Here is a 15,426-nt window from a genome sequence, read left to right on the forward strand (position 1 = left end):
GCCTCTAGCTTTTCAGGGCTGATATGACATAGGCAGCCATGGGCAGTGCGAAGCCCTCGGGTGTCGACCAGTTTTCGCGGATGGTATACGTCATGGTCCGGTTGATTTCATGCAATACCGCTTCCGGTTGCTCTCGCAGACGCGCACCGGAGCGTACCGAACCAATGAGTTCCGACTGGAACAACTCGGCAGGACTTTTCATCAGCCAGGTGTATTGCGTCAGTTCGCGAGAAACGGATGCCGCTTCGAAACCGGCATTTTCAAGCAGCTTTACCAGCGAATCGAAATCGTCGAGTTCGTGATAGGCCGGCCCGGCGGGAACTGGAGATACGCCGCTGGCATGCAGGTCCAGAGCCCGGTTCAGTACTTCTCCCGCCTTGTTGAAATGATCGGGTGCCCAAAGCGTGAAAGCCCAGGTGCCGTTCTTGCGCAGGACGCGCGCGACTTCCGAGAAAGCCCGTGCCGGGTTGGAAAAATGCTGGACGCCGAAGTTTGAAAAGACACTGTCGAAGTAGCCTTGTTCAAAGGGCAGGGCATGCACATCGCCAAACTCGAAATGAATGTCGGGGTGCAACTGGCGAGCGTGTTCAAGCATGGCTTCTGAAAAGTCCACACCCACAACGGATGCGCCGATGCTTGCCGCAATGGAGGCTGCATAACCCGGCCCGGTTGCTACATCCAGCGCCCTGGCTCCCGGAAACAGGCAGGCCATATCCAGAAGAGGCGCCGCGAACGGGCTTGTTGTATGGCCCCATGCCTGATGATAGGCGTCGGCCACTTTCTCCCAGCCATCATATTCGAACTGCTCGAAGGCCGTTCTTGTTTCATTACCTTTCATTTTGGAGTTCATTCAGTATTCCCGGTGTCCGGATTTCTTCAGGGCTGTCTTGCGAAGGGCAACAGGGTGCGCTGTGCTCCTGTCTTTCTGTCTGTGGAGCATGCGTCAGGCTCTGCCGACACCGAGCACGGCTTCGGTCCGGCTCTTTATATTCAGGCGCTCACGCCGGATATAGACATGTTGTTGGGCAGGTACGTCTTCGGTAATGGTTACGTCCGAGCCAATGATCACATCGTCACCAATATGGACCGGGCCAAGTATCTTGGCGTTGGCCGCGATCTGGACCCGATGGCCTATGGTCGGATGGCGCTTGCCGTCCGGTGCATCGCCAATGCTTCTTCCACCGAGGATGATGCCGTTGAGCAGATAGGCATCGTCGCCGATCTCCACGGTCTGACCGATGACCGTGCCATAGCCATGGTCAATCACGAATCTCTCGCCCAACCGGGCCTCGGGGTGGATGTCTATGCCGGTCATGCTGCGCGCCACAAAGCCGAGTTTCATGGCCGCGACCACATGGGCCATGGGGGCATTCACTGCTGAGATGAGAGAGTGAGCGACGCGATAACACAGGACCGCGAAAAATGCCGAGTGCATGGACAGATGGCACTCCAGCGGTTTGAATCGTGAAGCCGGGTCTCGTGTACATTGCGCGATCAGGTCCTGGTTTGCCCTTTCGATAACGGACGAAGTAATCGCGTGGCTGTCCGTATCGGACAGTTCAAGTTCGGACAACTGCAGGGCAATGGACGCCAGTCTGGAGAGTTGCTGCCTGTAGCTGGAGTTTTCGTTGTGGAATAATGTAAGGCGCTTATCTGGTTCCATGATATTCAATCGCCTTGTCCTCCGCTTACCCGATGAGTTTTAGGTAAGCTACTCAGGCGAATAACTCTCGTATTGGATAATCCTGCGCATGTGTACACCACTGACTCCATCGCACGATTCTGGAAAACCTCTCCCTGTGTCCGAGGAAATCGTGCTGTGGCGCGACAGCGACGTGGGGGGCGGCATGGAATTGCTTCGGGCAGTCTGCTGTTCTCACCGCTACTCGGCGCACTCCCATGACGAGTTCGTGATTGCTGCATTCGAGCGCGGCGCACAGCGCCACTGCATCGCCCGGCACAAGGGCGTTGCTGTGCCCGGAACAGTGATGATCATCCATCCGGGTGAGGTGCATACAGGGGAAGCGGCAGAGGAAGCAGGGTTGTGGGCCTACCGTGCGTTCTACCCACGTGCTGACATCATGGGGCAGGTCGCAGAAGATGTGTTTGGCTCTCCTGTGATCGAACTCGATTTCGGCCGCGATGCTCTCAGGGAAAACCTGGGCCTGGCGAGGCAGTTGACGAAGGCGCACAGCATCATCGAGACATCGCCCGACCCGCTGGAGCGTCAGGCTGCATTCCTCGACATGCTGGCACTACTGATCAGGCGCTATGGCCAGTCGGTGAACGGCACGGTCGTGCGCGAGCAATCTCCCGCCGATGTGCGTCGCGCACAGGATCTGATCCAGTCCTGTTTCGGCGAGCGCCTGACGATTTCCCAGGTAGCTCAAGCGGTCGGGCTCAGTGAATACCACTTCATGCGCTCCTTCCGGAAAAAGACCGGCATGACAGTGCATGCCTACATCACCCAGACACGCCTGCGTGCAGCGAAAGACCTTCTGGCACAGGGCGTGACGCCGGCACAGACCGCAATCAATGTCGGCTTTTTCGATCAGAGTCACTTCACCAATCGTTTCAGGGACAATTTTGGTGTGACACCCAAGCGATATGCCGAGGCTTGTCGTTGATAGCTGTATGGCATGAGTATGAAAGTGCCAGGTGCTTCAGCGAATCAGCATCGACGCTGCTGCTATTACCATGATTGTTGCTGCCCCCCGGAACAGTTTTTGTTGAGCCTTCTGGCCCGACAGCAGGTGACGAATACGTACAGCGGCGAGAATGAACAGTGCCCCTACAGCCAGTAACACCAGGACAGTTAGCGGTACCAGCACCAGCGCCCAGGTCTGTAGAGAGACGGCTTCCAGATTGATCGCCAGCGGCAGAAGTGCCAGGTAGAACGCGATGGTTTTCGGGTTGCTCAGGGTAATGGTCAGTCCGCAAGCGGCTGCTGAAAACAACTCCTTCTTCTGGGCTGTCTTTCCCGGTTCTATGGGCTGGTGATCGGCGAACCAGAACTGCCACGCCAGATAGCAGAGATACAACGCTGCGCCCCAGCGTACGACTTGAAACAGCGCGTTGAAGTGTTCGGCAATGATTGCCAGCCCAAAGACCGCAAAAGACAGGTAGGTCAAATCCCCCAGGATCAAGCCAGACAGCACGCAAAAGCCCGAAACCGTGCCGCCACTGACGCTACGCGCTACCAGCGCTGTCATACCGGGGCCGGGAACGGCAGCGGCAATGCCCAATGCGGCTGAATAGGTAACTATCTGGGTCATGTCCAGCATGTTGCTCTCCTGAGGAATAGTGCCTGGTATCCAGACCTCGGAAGTCGTGTCGTTCTGAGGTTGAAAAATGCTACACCTCTTACTCAGGGTGAAATTGTCTGTTTTTATTGCTTGTGGCACTTAAAAGGGTAAAAACTACCTTTTTTATCTTGTGGTGTGGAATTTATGACCGAACAGGTGCTGAGTCTGGCAGACGCCAGAATTCTTACCGCTCTGCAGCAGGATGGCAGGATCACCAACCAGACTCTTGCAGACCATATCGGCATGTCCGCTTCGCCTTGTTGGCGTCGGGTAAGGCAACTGGAGGAGCATCGCTATATATTGAGTTACAAGGCGGTGTTGGACCGACGCAAGATCGGGCTGGGAGTCATGGTGTTCATACGTGTCAGCATCGACAGCCATAGCGAGGCCGAAGCGAAGAAGTTCGAGCAGGAGGTCATGCAGCTGGAAGATGTGGTGGCGTGCTATAGCATTGGTGGCGATGCGGATTTTCTGTTGCAGGTTGTAGCTCGGGATCTGGATTCGTTCGCTGATTTTGCCATGACTACCATTCGGCGCTTGCCCGGCATCAAGGAAATGCAGAGCATGTTCGTGCTCAAGGAAATCAAGCCTTTCGTGTCTTTCCCGGTCAAAGGCCCTCAAATCTGAAGGCCTGTTTCAACGCTCTCAGTTTGGCGCTTGAACAACCTCGACGACTTTTCCGTTGCTGACCTGTACGCGGGCGTATTTGTCCTGGATGCGTACCCACTGGCTGCTGACACCCGGCGCAGTGAGGCCTTTGGTTTTCCAGTCGGTCATGGCTGCCTTGGTGCTCAGGAATCTCTCTGGCAAGAATGAGCCGACGTCGATTTCCCGGTAGGTACTGCCAGCCGCTTCGACGGTTTGTGCCGCCTGAGCGGGCAGGGTTGCGATTGATGCACAGCCCAGCAGCGCCAGGCAGGCGATCAAGGATTTGCTTTTCATGTCAGGTTCCCGGTCCATTGAATGGTGGTTTTATGCACCGGGAGTTCCTGCATTGCAAATCATTCGGTGGGTTATTTTGACGCTGGAACGATATCGACGATCTGCCCATTGGTCACTTGCACGCGAACATACTTGTCATTGATGCGTACCCACTGGCTTTCTTTGGCGGGAGCGGGGAGACCTTTACTTTTCCAGTCCGTAATAGCGGCCTCGGTACGCTGGAATTGCTGCGGTGCCCGTGAGCCCAGTTCCAGTTCGTGCATGTTGTCTGCAGACTCTTCGACCTTCTGTTCCGCCTGAGCAGGCAGGGTGACAACAGAGAAGCAGCCCAGCAGGGTCAGGCAGGCGATCAACGATTTGCCGTTCATGTCAGAGACTCCCAGTCTATTGATTCATGGCTTTATGCCGGTTACATAGACTGGGACCCTGGTCACCGTAAAACATTCGATTGGATATGACGCCCTTGATTATCCAGCCAGGGCAGCAGCAATGCTCACCGATACCGGCGTGGTGGCTCGGCCGATGAGTGCGCTTAGCTGGTGGCTGTCATCGTGGAGTGCGCCTTTGGATGCGCCGGTGTCCGAGTCGGCCAGCAGATGCGCGATCGGTTGTGGCAAACCGGCTTGCTCCAGTGCGCCTTGATAATCGGCTTGTGGAAGGTTCACGTAAGGCAGGGTTTTTCCGCTCTGCTGCGACACCTGGGCGGCAAAGTCGGCCAAGGTGTAGGACTCATCGCCAGCCAGTTCGTAGACTCGACCTGCCTGACTCTCGTTTGAGGTCAGTACCACAGCGGCGGCTTCTGCGTAATCGTTGCGGGCTGCCGAACTGATGCGGCCATCGCCGGCACAGCCGTAGACCGAGCCAAGGCCCAGAGCGGCTGGAATGCCCGCGGTGTAGTTTTCGTGGTACCAGCCATTGCGCAGAATGACGGTTGGCACACCGCTGTCGCGCAAGGCAGCTTCGGTTTCGACGTGCTCCTGAGCCAGACCCAATACCGATGTATCGGCGTGGAGAACGCTGGTGTAGGCTAGCAGTTTGATACCAGCGCGTTTGGCAGCGTCGATCACGGCTTTATGCTGTGGCAGGCGCTGACCTATTTCACTGGAGGAAATCAGCAACACCTTTTGCGCACCTGTCAGGGCGCCGTCGAGCGTAGAGGGTTGCGAGTAGTCCGCTTGGCGGATCTGAATGCCCAGTGCGGCGAGGTCGGCAGCTTTTTCAGGGCTGCGTACGGCTGCGATGATCTGTGAGGAAGGGACGCGCTTGAGCAGTTGTTCAATGACGAGACGGCCAAGCTGGCCGGTAGCACCTGTGACGACGATCATGAGTGGGTCCTTTAAGCTCATTGAATTAGAAGTGAAAGATCAGCATAGACATTAAGCTAACCTTTCGTAAGTACTAACAAAAAGGTAAGTATATGAGCCACCTCATTGGCAATTCTGGTTCAAACTCCGGGTCATTGAACGCTTGCGGGCGTCAGGGTGAACTGATGGCTGCCGAATGCCCTTCGCGCAGTGTGCTCAGCCATGTATGCAGCCGTTGGGGGGTTCTGGTGCTGGTGGTATTGCGTGACGGCACGCATCGCTTCAGCGAGATTCGCCGCAAGATCGGCGGTGTAAGCGAAAAAATGCTGGCACAGACCCTGCAAAATCTGGAATACGACGGCTTTGTCGATCGCAAATCGCTGCCGGTGGTGCCACCTCATGTCGAATACAGCCTCACTCCCATGGGCGAAGAGATAGCCTTGCAGGTCGAGACGCTGGCCCGTTGGATAGAAGGCAACATGCCACGCATCATGCATGCTCGTGAAGCCGTGGCAGAGCCGCTGCTGGAGGAGTAGCTTCTTTCGCGGGTTGTCTCGCTTCCTCTCGGCAGACAATCCCCTGCAACCCTTCACTTCTTGGTATCGTGCGCGCCGAAATATTTACTTACATATATCGTCCGCGTCGTTCGTCATTACCGAGAAGCTGTAGAAATGCCCAATCCCATTCCTCTGAAGGATCATGAAAAAGAGAGTCGCCTGGTCAATCTGCGTGTCGTCGCCTGCGCGCTGCTGGTCACGGTACTGAGCGTTTGTCTTGTCGCTCGCATGTATTTCCTGCAAGTCATCGAGTTCGACTATCACTCGACCATTTCCGAAAACAACCGCGTACATGTGCTGCCGATCCCGCCTGAGCGCGGTTTGATCTATGACCGCAATGGCGTGGTGCTCGCCGATAACCGTCCCAGTTTCAACCTGACCCTGACCCGTGAGCGTGCCAACGACTGGCATAAGGTAATCGACGAGTTGATGAGCATCCTGTCGTTGCCCGACGAGGACCGCATCCTTTTCGAGAAGGAACTCAAGCAGGTACGCCATCCGTTTGAACCTGCGACCTTGCTCTACGAGTTGACCGAAGAGCAGATCGCCTTGCTGGCAGTCAATCAGTTCCGTCTGCCGGGCGTGGATGTTGCGCCACAGTTCATTCGTCATTATCCGCTGGGCGCGCATTTTGCTCATTCCATCGGTTATGTCGGGCGTATCAACGAGAAAGAGTCCAAACAGCTGGACACCGATTACCGTGGCACTCAGTCGATAGGCAAGACCGGCATCGAGCGTTTCTACGAGTCAGAGTTGCATGGGCATGTGGGCTATGAGGAAGTCGAGACCAACGCTCAGGGTCGTGTGTTGCGTGTGCTTAAACATACCGACCCGACTCCCGGCAAGAACATCACCCTGAGCCTGGATGTGCATTTGCAGGAAGCGGCCGAGAATGCTCTGGGTGATCGTCGTGGCTCGGTTGTGGCGCTGGACCCGGCTACCGGTGAAGTGCTGGCGATGGTCAGCAAACCCAGTTTCGATCCCAATCTGTTCGTGACCGGCATCAGCTTCAAGCAGTACGCCGCATTGCGGGATTCCATCGACCGGCCGCTGTTCAATCGGGTGCTGCGCGGGCTGTATGCGCCCGGCTCGACGGTCAAGCCGGAGGTGGCCATTGCGGGGCTTGATACGGGTGTGGTCAGTGCTTCTACAAAGGTGTTCGACCCCGGTTATTTCCAGTTGCCGGATTTTGATCACAAGTACCGCAACTGGAACCACAGCGGCGATGGCTGGGTAGACATGGACACTGCGATCATGCGTTCCAACGACACCTATTTCTATACCTTGGCACATAAGCTGGGTATCGACCGCCTGCATGACTACATGGCCATGTTTGGCCTGGGTCAGAAAGTCTCGCTGGACATGTTCGAGGAGTCCGCTGGCCTGATGCCTTCGCGCGAATGGAAGCGCGCCACGCGCCGTCAGGCGTGGTTCCCCGGTGAGACGGTGATTCTCGGCATCGGCCAGGGTTACATGCAGGTCACGCCGCTGCAACTGGCCCAGGCGACTTCACTGATTGCCAGCAAAGGCGTGTGGCATCGTCCGCATCTGGCGGTTGAAGTCGGCGACACGGCACCTGTAGATGAGCATCCGATGCCCAATATTGTGCTTAAAGATCCAAATGAATGGATTCAGGTCAATCAAGGCATGCAAATGGTTATGCATGATCCGCGTGGCATCGCTCGGGATGCTGCCAAGGGAGTGCAGTATCACATCGCTGGCAAGAGCGGCACCGCACAGGTGGTTGCGATCAAGCAGGGCGAGCGTTACGACCGTCTCAAGACTCTGGAGCGCAACCGGGATAACGCCTTGTTCGTCGGCTTTGCCCCGGCTGAACATCCGAAAATCGTTGTCGCGGTGATGATCGAGAACGGTGAGGCGGGAGGCCGGGTGGCCGGGCCAGTGGTCCGGGAAGTTCTCGATGCCTGGCTGCTGGACGACGCAGGCAAGCTCAAGCCGCAATACGCAGCGCCCAGCAAGGCTGATGGCGCTCCGCATGCGTGATGGCGTTTATTGCAGTGGATTATTGCCCTTGCCTCGCGGGCCGGTTTCCTTCAGGAAAAAGGCCAGCACAATAGCAATCACGATACCCGCCAGCAGGTAGTCGCCTGCCTGCTGGAAGACCGAAAGGTTCAGGCTTCCACCCGCAGCGAGCCGGTTCAGCAGATGGCCGAACACCGGTGTCAGCAAGGCACTGAAGGTAAACACCAGAAAGTTGATGGCACCGGTTGCGCTGCCTTTCACGTTGTCCGGGTTGACCTCCTTGATGACGGTGTAGGGAATCATCGCGGCTCCGGAGCCAATGCCCATCAGCAGGCCGAACAGATAAGGCGGGGCGATGCCGGCGGGCAGATACAGAATGGCAGTGCAGGACGCCAGGATCAGCAAGGCGCCGCCGATCATCACAGGTTTGCGTCGTCCGATACGGTCAGAGATATAGCCCAGCAACGGGCAGCCTATCACCCAGCCCAGTGGCACCATGCTGCTGCGATTCACGGCCTCGGTATAGTCGATGGACAAGCCTTCTCGCAGGAACGGAACGCCCCAGATCATATCGCCGATGGTGGTTGGCAGAAACAACAGGCCCGCGCTGAAGCCGCACAGGTAGGACTGCGGATTGCTCAGCACTTGTCTGTATGGCGTGAGTATCGAACCTGCCGAGCCACTGCTGCTGACCGGCCTTGGGTCATGCCCTTTGGGCGTTGCGATCAGCACCATGATCGCAACGACAAACAGGCAGGCTGCGGAGATGAACCAGAACTGCTCCCAGAGAATCGTGCCATGGATCAACGGCCCGACTCCGAATTGCCCGGCAAAGCCGCCCAGCATGCCGAAGCATTGGGTAAAGCCCACAGCCGTTGCCAGATAGCGCGATGGAAAACCGTGAGTGGCCAGATAGACCGCTCCGATAAAGGAACAGGCCGAGCCGGCACCTTGCAGCAGGCGTCCGATCTGCGCGGCCTGCAATTCACCCAGGCCGAACAGCGCGGCCCCGAGAGCAACCATCAGGATGCCGAGAGGAATCACATACTTGGCGCCCAGACGATCCAGTGCGGCCCCCGCGATAATCGAGAATATCGAGTAGGTGTAGTAATAAAGCCCGATCAGGGCGCCGATGGCCACGACGTCCCGATCGAACGCATGGGTCAGCTCCGGCATCATCACGCCAGGCGCGGAGCGTAATGAATACTGGATGAAGTAGAACAGGGCGCAGAACAGCCAGGCAATGACGAAGCCCGGATGCAGCCGCTCGGCGCGCATGGACAGGGTTCCGGAGGAGGCTGGTGGCATGGTATCTGGCTCGCTTGCAACAAATGGAGATTCCATACCATAGTCCGCTTTGGCGACCACAGGCCTGCGGCAGGTCAATAAAAAACGTTGGAACACCTGTTGCAGAGCGGTCGAAACAGCACGGGCACTCGGGGTTCAATATTTAAAGGCACAGGCGTACAAGGTTTGAGCAGGCCTGTCATGCCTACTTGAACCAGACTGTATCCAGCCTCTGGAGCCCTTGCATGAACCGCAACGACTTGCGCCGCGTCGACCTGAACCTGTTGGTGATTTTCGAGGCATTGATGTTTGAACGAAACCTCACCCGCGTCGCCGAAAAGCTGTTTATCGGCCAGCCAGCGGTGAGTGCCGCGCTGGGCCGCCTGCGTGATCTGTTCGACGATCAATTGCTGCTGCGCAATGGCCGGGGAATGGAACCTACTGCCAGGGCCCTGGATATCCTCAAGGAAATACGGCCTGCGCTGGATACCATTTCCGGCGCGGTCAGCCGTGCCAAGGAGTTCGACCCGTCCACCAGTTGCGATATCTTCCGTATCGGGCTTTCCGACGACGCCGAGTTCGGCCTGTTACCGCCGCTGCTGACGCAACTGCGCGAGGAAGCGCCCGGCATTATCGTGGTCATTCGTCGGGCCAATTACCTGCTCCTTCCAGCCTTGCTGGCTTCCGGGGAAATCTCGGTGGGCGTCAGCTACACCGTGGACCTTCCCGCCAATGCCAAACGCAAGAAGCTGCGCGAGATCGGCTGTAAGGTGATCCGTGGCGACGCCCGTCCCGGTGCCCTGAGCCTGGACGAGTACTGCGAACGTCAGCATGCAATGGTGTCGTTTTCCGGTGACCTGAGCGGCAATATCGATCTGGATCTGGCCAGAGTCGGTCGTGCCCGCAAGGTGGTGCTGGCGGTGCCGCAGTTCAATGGCTTGCGGGCCTTGCTGGCGGGCACCGAGTTGATTGCCACTGTGCCGGATTACGCGGCCTGTGCGCTGGTGGAAGGCAGCACATTGCGCGCCGAAGATCCGCCATTTCCCATCGTGCCTGCCGAGTTGTCGATGGTCTGGAGCGGCGTTCACGACAATGATCCCGCCGAGCGCTGGCTGCGTTCGCGCATTGCCCAGTACATGGCCATGCCGATCATTTAAGGCCTGCCTTCGCGAATGAATTCGCTCCTACGCCGCCCGCGTAGGAGCGAATTCATTCGCGAAGAGCGAAGGTATCAATCCAGATACAAGACAGCACATACGTTCAATTTTTGGCCTGTAATCAACGGCACTATCTCTATTCGGTCAAGCATGTCGTCTGACCTGGAGATTTCCATTCGGTGTTTACGGAGTTGCAGGCCATGTCTGATCCCATTCGTCTCGACGCACAAGCCCGTGTCTTGAGCAGTTCGGTCTTCAATGAAGTTGTCACGCTGGTCATCAAACACCGGATCAAGGCCGGACAAGAGGCGGCTTATGAAGCCTGGCTGCGGCGCATCGTCACGATTGCCGGTGGCTACCCTGGCCATCTGGGCGTGGATGTGATCCGTAGCAAGTCCGGTGGCTTGCAGTTGTTTACCTGTGTCCTGCGTTTTCATTCCACCGAAGCCATGCAGAGCTGGCTGGACTCCGATGAGCGGCGGCAACTGGTGCAAGAGGCTGCGCCTATGCTTGCCGATGGTGACCAGACGCAGGTCAACCCGCATAACGAGTTCTGGTTCACCCCAGTGGGTGATGACGTCGGACCTCCACCACGCTGGAAGCAGGCGTGCGTGACCTTTCTGGTCATCTTGCCGCTGAGTCTATTGATTCCTCTGCTATGGAAGCCGGTCTTTGCACTCAATCCATGGCTATCAGGTTATCTCGTCAGCAACGCGCTGGTGACGGTAACCATCGTTCTGCTGGTGGTTTATCTGTTGATGCCTGCGGCCACACGCTTGTTTGCGCCCTGGCTGAAAGCTTCCACCAAGGATCCACAAGGAAAGTGACCCCATGAGTGATGACAAAACCGATTTGCAGCGCAGGCGTTTCATTGCCAAAGGCTCATTGCTGAGCGCCGCTGCGGCGATCCTGCCTGCCTTGCCATTCTCCGGTTATGCCGGTGCTTCCCAAACTTTTGCCAAAGGTGCTGCAATGAATGTCGAACTGATTCTCTTCAACGGTCAATTTCATACAGTCGATCGTGAAAAGCCCAAGGCCAGTGCCGTGGCGATCAGTGGCGGACGTTTCGTCGCTGTGGGCACCGAGGCTGAAGTCATGGCATTGCGCGGCAGCGCCACTCAGGTCATCGACTTGCAAAAGCGCACCGTGATTCCCGGCCTCAATGACTCGCATCTGCACCTGATTCGCGGTGGTCTCAATTACAACCTGGAACTGCGCTGGGAGGGTGTGCCGTCTCTGGCCGATGCCTTGCGCATGCTCAAGGAGCAGGCTGACCGCACGCCGACGCCACAATGGGTGCGTGTAGTGGGTGGCTGGAATGAATTCCAGTTTGCCGAAAAGCGCATGCCAACCCTTGAAGAACTCAATCAGGCAGCGCCCGATACCCCGGTGTTCGTCCTGCACCTCTACGACCGTGCCTTGCTCAACCGCGCTGCGTTGCGTGTGGCGGGCTACACCCGCGATACCCCGAACCCGCCCGGTGGCGAGATCGTTCGTGATTCACAGGGCAATCCCACCGGCATGCTGGTGGCCAAACCCAATGCCATGATTCTGTATTCGACCCTGGCCAAAGGTCCGAAACTGCCGTTGGAATATCAGGTCAACTCGACCCGCCAGTTCATGCGTGAACTCAACCGACTGGGTGTTACCAGCGCCATCGATGCGGGCGGCGGTTTCCAGAACTACCCCGACGACTATGCGGTGATCGAACAACTGGCCCGTGAAAAACAACTGACGGTGCGTATTTCCTACAACCTGTTTACCCAGAAACCGAAGGAAGAGCTGGCCGATTTCAAGAACTGGACCAATACGGTCACTCTGCATCAGGGCGACGACTTCCTGCGGCATAACGGGGCAGGGGAGATGCTGACCTTCTCGGCTGCCGACTTCGAGGACTTTCTTGAGCCGCGTCCTGACCTGCCGCCTGGCATGGAGCAGGATCTTGAACCCGTGGTTCGGCACTTGGTCGAGCATCGCTGGCCGTTCCGTCTGCATGCGACCTATGACGAATCCATTTCCCGGATGCTGGATGTCTTCGAGAAGGTCAACCGCGATATTCCGTTCAATGGCCTGCCGTGGTTCTTCGATCACTGCGAAACCATTACTCCCAAGAACATCGAGCGGGTCCGGGCGCTGGGCGGCGGTATTGCGATTCAGGACCGCATGGCGTTCCAGGGCGAATACTTCGTCGACCGTTACGGTGCCAAGGCCGCCGAAATGACCCCGCCGATCAAACGCATGCTCTCCGAAGGCGTGCCGGTGGGTGCCGGTACTGACGCCACGCGGGTTTCCAGTTACAACCCCTGGACTTCGCTGTACTGGATGGTCAGCGGTCGCACCGTCGGCGGTCTTGAGCTGTATCCCGAAGGCCTGCCTCGTGAAACCGCCCTTGAGCTGTTCACCCACGGCAGCGCCTGGTTCTCGTCCGAGCAAGGCAAGAAGGGCCAGATCAAGGTCGGCCAGTTGGCGGATCTTGTTGCCTTGTCGGCGGATTATTTCAGCGTCGAGGAAGAGTCCATCAAGTGGATCGAGTCGGTGCTGACCGTGGTCGACGGCAAGGTCGTATTCGGTTCCGGTGATTTCGAGAAGCTGGCACCGCCGGGCCTGCCCGTCCTGCCGGACTGGTCGCCTGTGGCCAAGGTCGCCGGTCACTGGCGACCCTCTTCACCGGTACTCGCCCAGGTTCACCAATGCAGCGGCCCTTGCGCCGTGCACTCCCACAGCCATGAGCGAGCGCGGCTTTCCAGCGTGCCGGTCAGCGACTTCCAGGGGTTCTGGGGCGCGTTTGGCTGTTCGTGTTTTGCGTTCTGATTGTTTCACCCTTGCATGCAAACGCCGGATATCGATAAAAAACCAAGGAGTCAACCATGAGCACCCCGTACAAACGCTTGAACAAAGATGATGCAGCGGTTCTGTTGGTCGATCACCAGACGGGCCTGATTTCTCTGGTCCAGGACTTTTCGCCCAACGAATTCAAGAACAATGTGCTGGCCTTGGGCGATGTGGCCAAGTTCTTCAACCTGCCGACCATCCTGACCACCAGCTTCGAGCAAGGCCCCAATGGCCCGCTGGTGCCGGAGCTCAAGGAAATGTTCCCGGATGCCCCGTACATTCCGCGTCCAGGGCAGATCAATGCCTGGGACAACGAAGATTTCGTCAAGGCCGTCAAGGCCACCGGTCGCCAGCAACTGATCATCGCAGGTGTGGTGACTGACGTTTGCGTGGCATTCCCGACCCTGTGTGCTCTGGCCGAAGGCTTCGAGGTGTTCGTGGTAACCGATGCTTCCGGTACCTTCAATGAAACGGTCCAGCAAGCGGCATGGGCGCGCATGACCGCTGCCGGTGCGCAACTGGTCAACTGGTTCTCGGTGGCCTGCGAACTGCAGATCGACTGGCGCAACGACATGGAAGGCCTGGCCAACCTGCTTTCCCAGCGCATCCCCAACTATCGCAACCTGATCAACAGCTACACCGCATTCACTGCCCGCTAAAACCGGCAGCCCCTCTACGTCAGCAGTGACCGGATAGTCACTGCTGACGCTTCTTCCGCTGGTTTCAAAAGATTATGTAGTGATAAAAAATAATAACTACATATTTGTTGACGCCTGCCTTTTCCTTTTGCATTATGCAGCTGTCTCCCTGATCGGGAGCGCTGGAAAAGATGTACTGAACAGGCTCGGCAAGCCGTCGAGATGTTCCCCGGATGCAGGCTGCCCACAAGGCAGATTGATGAAGCTGAACCGGCATGGCACGTCCGACAGGACGAGCGGCTGGCGAAACGTCCTCATGATACTTGTGGCAGACCTTGTAACGGTCGCCAGCCATGTCTTTGGCTTTCGCTACGCTCTCCTTCCGTGACGCCTCCCTGTTGTAGTGGCTTTATGTCAAGGCTACCTGCATTTCCTCTGGGTCGGGATGTATGACATGAACAGGATGCATTGTCTCGTTCATGAGTCACCCGACAGGCAAGTTTATATATCACTGGTATTAAACAGGTTAACGAGCGAAGGAGCATCAACATGAATATCAACAATCATCCAACTATTGATGAGCTGGCTCGTCTGTTTGCAGTACGCAAAGATACTCTGGACAGCCATATTCTCTGGATTGCGAACTCAGGCGAAGTGCATATCGACCCCATGTCGCCCTGCACAGCAGAGAGCGAATTCCAGGCAAACCACCCGGAAATGCTGAGCAGCCTGAAAATGTTCCGCAGAGGCCAGGGCTACGTCGGCAAGAAGGCAGCCGCCGATACGGAGTTCATGGCGAGCCTGTTACAGAACCTTAAAGATGAATGGCAAGCCGCGAAAAAACAGCAGCGCTTTGTTCGGGTCGCCTGATTAAACACGCTATAAAAAAGTGCAAATGAATGAAAGCATGCCCTCTTATTGAAGGCATGCTTTCATGCTATTAATAATTCAAAAATAAATTAACTCTTCCTTTCTCTACCTAATCACAGCCCCATACTTCTTGCAGCTTGCAGCTTGCAGCTTGCAGCTTGCAGCTTGCAGCTGGGGCCTCCGGCCCCCGTACCAACCCCGATACACGGTCGTTACAAAAAATTGACGTCAGGATGATGGCAATCTAGAATCGCGCCGAATTTGATATCAATATGATATTGCAAGGACGAATCGTGTATTCACCCGCCCCAGGACGGCTCTGCTTGTCCTTCTCGCTGCCACTCCTCTGGTTTCCCCGGCCGTTCCCACTCCCGCCTCCGGTGAGCAGGGTCTGATCTGCCGATCAGCTTCGCCTCGCACTGTTTTTCCAAGTATTTCCAAACCGTTCTGACCCCCGCAGGAATACCTCCGCATGGACGCCAAGCATCTCGCCTTCCTGGCCCGTCAACCGTCGGCCCGTGTGCAACTGCGTGAGCGTTTCTGGGGGATGC

General features: G+C 56.9%; 17 protein-coding genes. 9 read left to right on the plus strand and 8 right to left on the minus strand.

The genetic code is table 11. The features are described 5' to 3' along the window. Nucleotides 1–4: 4 nt before the first annotated feature. Both ACODS3_RS13475 and ACODS3_RS13480 read right to left on the minus strand, forming a co-directional pair. On the minus strand, nt 5–850 hold the full coding sequence (locus ACODS3_RS13475) for a class I SAM-dependent methyltransferase (protein ID WP_304575063.1): 846 nt from the start codon (nt 848–850) through the stop codon (nt 5–7). A 93-nt stretch (nt 851–943) separates the two neighbouring features. After that, nucleotides 944–1,663, minus strand: coding sequence for a serine O-acetyltransferase (locus tag ACODS3_RS13480; protein ID WP_201019211.1), 720 nt, complete (start codon nt 1,661–1,663; stop codon nt 944–946). A gap of 136 nt (nt 1,664–1,799) precedes the next feature. On the opposite strand from ACODS3_RS13480, the gene ACODS3_RS13485 reads away from it, so the two are divergent. Next, complete coding sequence (locus ACODS3_RS13485; RefSeq protein ID WP_489034714.1) at nt 1,800–2,627, plus strand: helix-turn-helix transcriptional regulator; 828 nt, start codon at nt 1,800–1,802, stop codon at nt 2,625–2,627. A gap of 36 nt (nt 2,628–2,663) precedes the next feature. On the opposite strand, the gene ACODS3_RS13490 is transcribed toward ACODS3_RS13485, so the two are convergent. Next, on the minus strand, nt 2,664–3,284 hold the full coding sequence (locus ACODS3_RS13490; RefSeq protein ID WP_201019213.1) for a LysE family translocator: 621 nt from the start codon (nt 3,282–3,284) through the stop codon (nt 2,664–2,666). A gap of 165 nt (nt 3,285–3,449) precedes the next feature. On the opposite strand from ACODS3_RS13490, the gene ACODS3_RS13495 reads away from it, so the two are divergent. After that, a complete protein-coding gene (locus ACODS3_RS13495; RefSeq protein ID WP_201019214.1) occupies nt 3,450–3,932 on the plus strand; it encodes an Lrp/AsnC family transcriptional regulator in 483 nt (160 codons plus the stop codon). 18 nt (nt 3,933–3,950) lie between these two features. Here ACODS3_RS13495 and ACODS3_RS13500 read toward each other — a convergent pair whose 3' ends face one another. The 3 genes from ACODS3_RS13500 to ACODS3_RS13510 form a co-directional block, all read right to left on the minus strand. Next, nucleotides 3,951–4,247: an RcnB family protein gene (locus ACODS3_RS13500; RefSeq protein WP_201019215.1), complete on the minus strand. Its 297-nt coding sequence runs from the start codon at nt 4,245–4,247 to the stop codon at nt 3,951–3,953. Nucleotides 4,248–4,318: 71 nt separating this feature from the next. Then, nucleotides 4,319–4,615, minus strand: coding sequence for an RcnB family protein (locus ACODS3_RS13505; RefSeq protein WP_489034717.1), 297 nt, complete (start codon nt 4,613–4,615; stop codon nt 4,319–4,321). Nucleotides 4,616–4,714: 99 nt separating this feature from the next. Continuing rightward, nucleotides 4,715–5,572 carry an SDR family oxidoreductase gene (locus ACODS3_RS13510; RefSeq protein WP_489034719.1) on the minus strand — a complete coding sequence of 286 codons (858 nt, stop codon included), beginning with the start codon at nt 5,570–5,572 and terminating at the stop codon, nt 4,715–4,717. Between the two features lie 92 nt (nt 5,573–5,664). On the opposite strand from ACODS3_RS13510, the gene ACODS3_RS13515 reads away from it, so the two are divergent. After that, entirely contained in the window at nt 5,665–6,087 is a 423-nt protein-coding gene (locus tag ACODS3_RS13515; protein WP_489034721.1) for a winged helix-turn-helix transcriptional regulator, read from the plus strand. A 135-nt stretch (nt 6,088–6,222) separates the two neighbouring features. Then, on the plus strand, nt 6,223–8,112 hold the full coding sequence (mrdA, locus tag ACODS3_RS13520) for a penicillin-binding protein 2 (RefSeq protein WP_201019219.1): 1,890 nt from the start codon (nt 6,223–6,225) through the stop codon (nt 8,110–8,112). Between the two features lie 6 nt (nt 8,113–8,118). Here mrdA and ACODS3_RS13525 read toward each other — a convergent pair whose 3' ends face one another. Beyond that, a complete protein-coding gene (locus ACODS3_RS13525) occupies nt 8,119–9,399 on the minus strand; it encodes an MFS transporter (protein WP_489034723.1) in 1,281 nt (426 codons plus the stop codon). A 224-nt stretch (nt 9,400–9,623) separates the two neighbouring features. On the opposite strand from ACODS3_RS13525, the gene ACODS3_RS13530 reads away from it, so the two are divergent. From ACODS3_RS13530 to ycaC, 4 genes are all read left to right on the plus strand, one after another. Continuing rightward, nucleotides 9,624–10,535, plus strand: a complete 912-nt coding sequence (locus ACODS3_RS13530; RefSeq protein WP_201005214.1) for a LysR substrate-binding domain-containing protein — start codon at nt 9,624–9,626, stop codon at nt 10,533–10,535. A 200-nt stretch (nt 10,536–10,735) separates the two neighbouring features. Next, entirely contained in the window at nt 10,736–11,362 is a 627-nt protein-coding gene (locus ACODS3_RS13535) for an antibiotic biosynthesis monooxygenase (protein WP_201005213.1), read from the plus strand. Between the two features lie 145 nt (nt 11,363–11,507). Then, nucleotides 11,508–13,346: an amidohydrolase gene (locus ACODS3_RS13540; RefSeq protein ID WP_201005435.1), complete on the plus strand. Its 1,839-nt coding sequence runs from the start codon at nt 11,508–11,510 to the stop codon at nt 13,344–13,346. Nucleotides 13,347–13,402: 56 nt separating this feature from the next. Beyond that, a complete protein-coding gene (gene ycaC, locus ACODS3_RS13545; RefSeq protein ID WP_489034726.1) occupies nt 13,403–14,026 on the plus strand; it encodes an isochorismate family cysteine hydrolase YcaC in 624 nt (207 codons plus the stop codon). A 64-nt stretch (nt 14,027–14,090) separates the two neighbouring features. On the opposite strand, the gene ACODS3_RS13550 is transcribed toward ycaC, so the two are convergent. Beyond that, complete coding sequence (locus tag ACODS3_RS13550; RefSeq protein WP_201019222.1) at nt 14,091–14,360, minus strand: hypothetical protein; 270 nt, start codon at nt 14,358–14,360, stop codon at nt 14,091–14,093. 194 nt (nt 14,361–14,554) lie between these two features. Here ACODS3_RS13550 and ACODS3_RS13555 point away from each other — a divergent pair, with 194 nt between their 5' ends. Continuing rightward, a complete protein-coding gene (locus tag ACODS3_RS13555) occupies nt 14,555–14,875 on the plus strand; it encodes a hypothetical protein (RefSeq protein ID WP_201019223.1) in 321 nt (106 codons plus the stop codon). Nucleotides 14,876–15,426 lie beyond the last annotated feature (551 nt).

This window comes from Pseudomonas sp. FG43, from assembly GCF_057809175.1.

Bases quoted from the DNA above. Each gene is read 5' to 3' on its own strand.
- ycaC (WP_489034726.1), top strand. From the start codon at position 13,403: ATGAGCACCCCGTACAAACGCTTGAACAAAGATGATGCAGCGGTTCTG.
- ACODS3_RS13550 (WP_201019222.1), bottom strand. From the start codon at position 14,360: ATGGCTGGCGACCGTTACAAGGTCTGCCACAAGTATCATGAGGACGTT.
- ACODS3_RS13490 (WP_201019213.1), bottom strand. From the start codon at position 3,284: ATGCTGGACATGACCCAGATAGTTACCTATTCAGCCGCATTGGGCATT.
- ACODS3_RS13500 (WP_201019215.1), bottom strand. From the start codon at position 4,247: ATGAAAAGCAAATCCTTGATCGCCTGCCTGGCGCTGCTGGGCTGTGCA.
- ACODS3_RS13510 (WP_489034719.1), bottom strand. From the start codon at position 5,572: ATGATCGTCGTCACAGGTGCTACCGGCCAGCTTGGCCGTCTCGTCATT.
- ACODS3_RS13540 (WP_201005435.1), top strand. From the start codon at position 11,508: ATGAATGTCGAACTGATTCTCTTCAACGGTCAATTTCATACAGTCGAT.
- ACODS3_RS13515 (WP_489034721.1), top strand. From the start codon at position 5,665: ATGAGCCACCTCATTGGCAATTCTGGTTCAAACTCCGGGTCATTGAAC.
- ACODS3_RS13475 (WP_304575063.1), bottom strand. From the start codon at position 850: ATGAACTCCAAAATGAAAGGTAATGAAACAAGAACGGCCTTCGAGCAG.
- ACODS3_RS13525 (WP_489034723.1), bottom strand. From the start codon at position 9,399: ATGCCACCAGCCTCCTCCGGAACCCTGTCCATGCGCGCCGAGCGGCTG.
- ACODS3_RS13535 (WP_201005213.1), top strand. From the start codon at position 10,736: ATGTCTGATCCCATTCGTCTCGACGCACAAGCCCGTGTCTTGAGCAGT.
- mrdA (WP_201019219.1), top strand. From the start codon at position 6,223: ATGCCCAATCCCATTCCTCTGAAGGATCATGAAAAAGAGAGTCGCCTG.
- ACODS3_RS13480 (WP_201019211.1), bottom strand. From the start codon at position 1,663: ATGGAACCAGATAAGCGCCTTACATTATTCCACAACGAAAACTCCAGC.
- ACODS3_RS13495 (WP_201019214.1), top strand. From the start codon at position 3,450: ATGACCGAACAGGTGCTGAGTCTGGCAGACGCCAGAATTCTTACCGCT.
- ACODS3_RS13530 (WP_201005214.1), top strand. From the start codon at position 9,624: ATGAACCGCAACGACTTGCGCCGCGTCGACCTGAACCTGTTGGTGATT.
- ACODS3_RS13555 (WP_201019223.1), top strand. From the start codon at position 14,555: ATGAATATCAACAATCATCCAACTATTGATGAGCTGGCTCGTCTGTTT.
- ACODS3_RS13505 (WP_489034717.1), bottom strand. From the start codon at position 4,615: ATGAACGGCAAATCGTTGATCGCCTGCCTGACCCTGCTGGGCTGCTTC.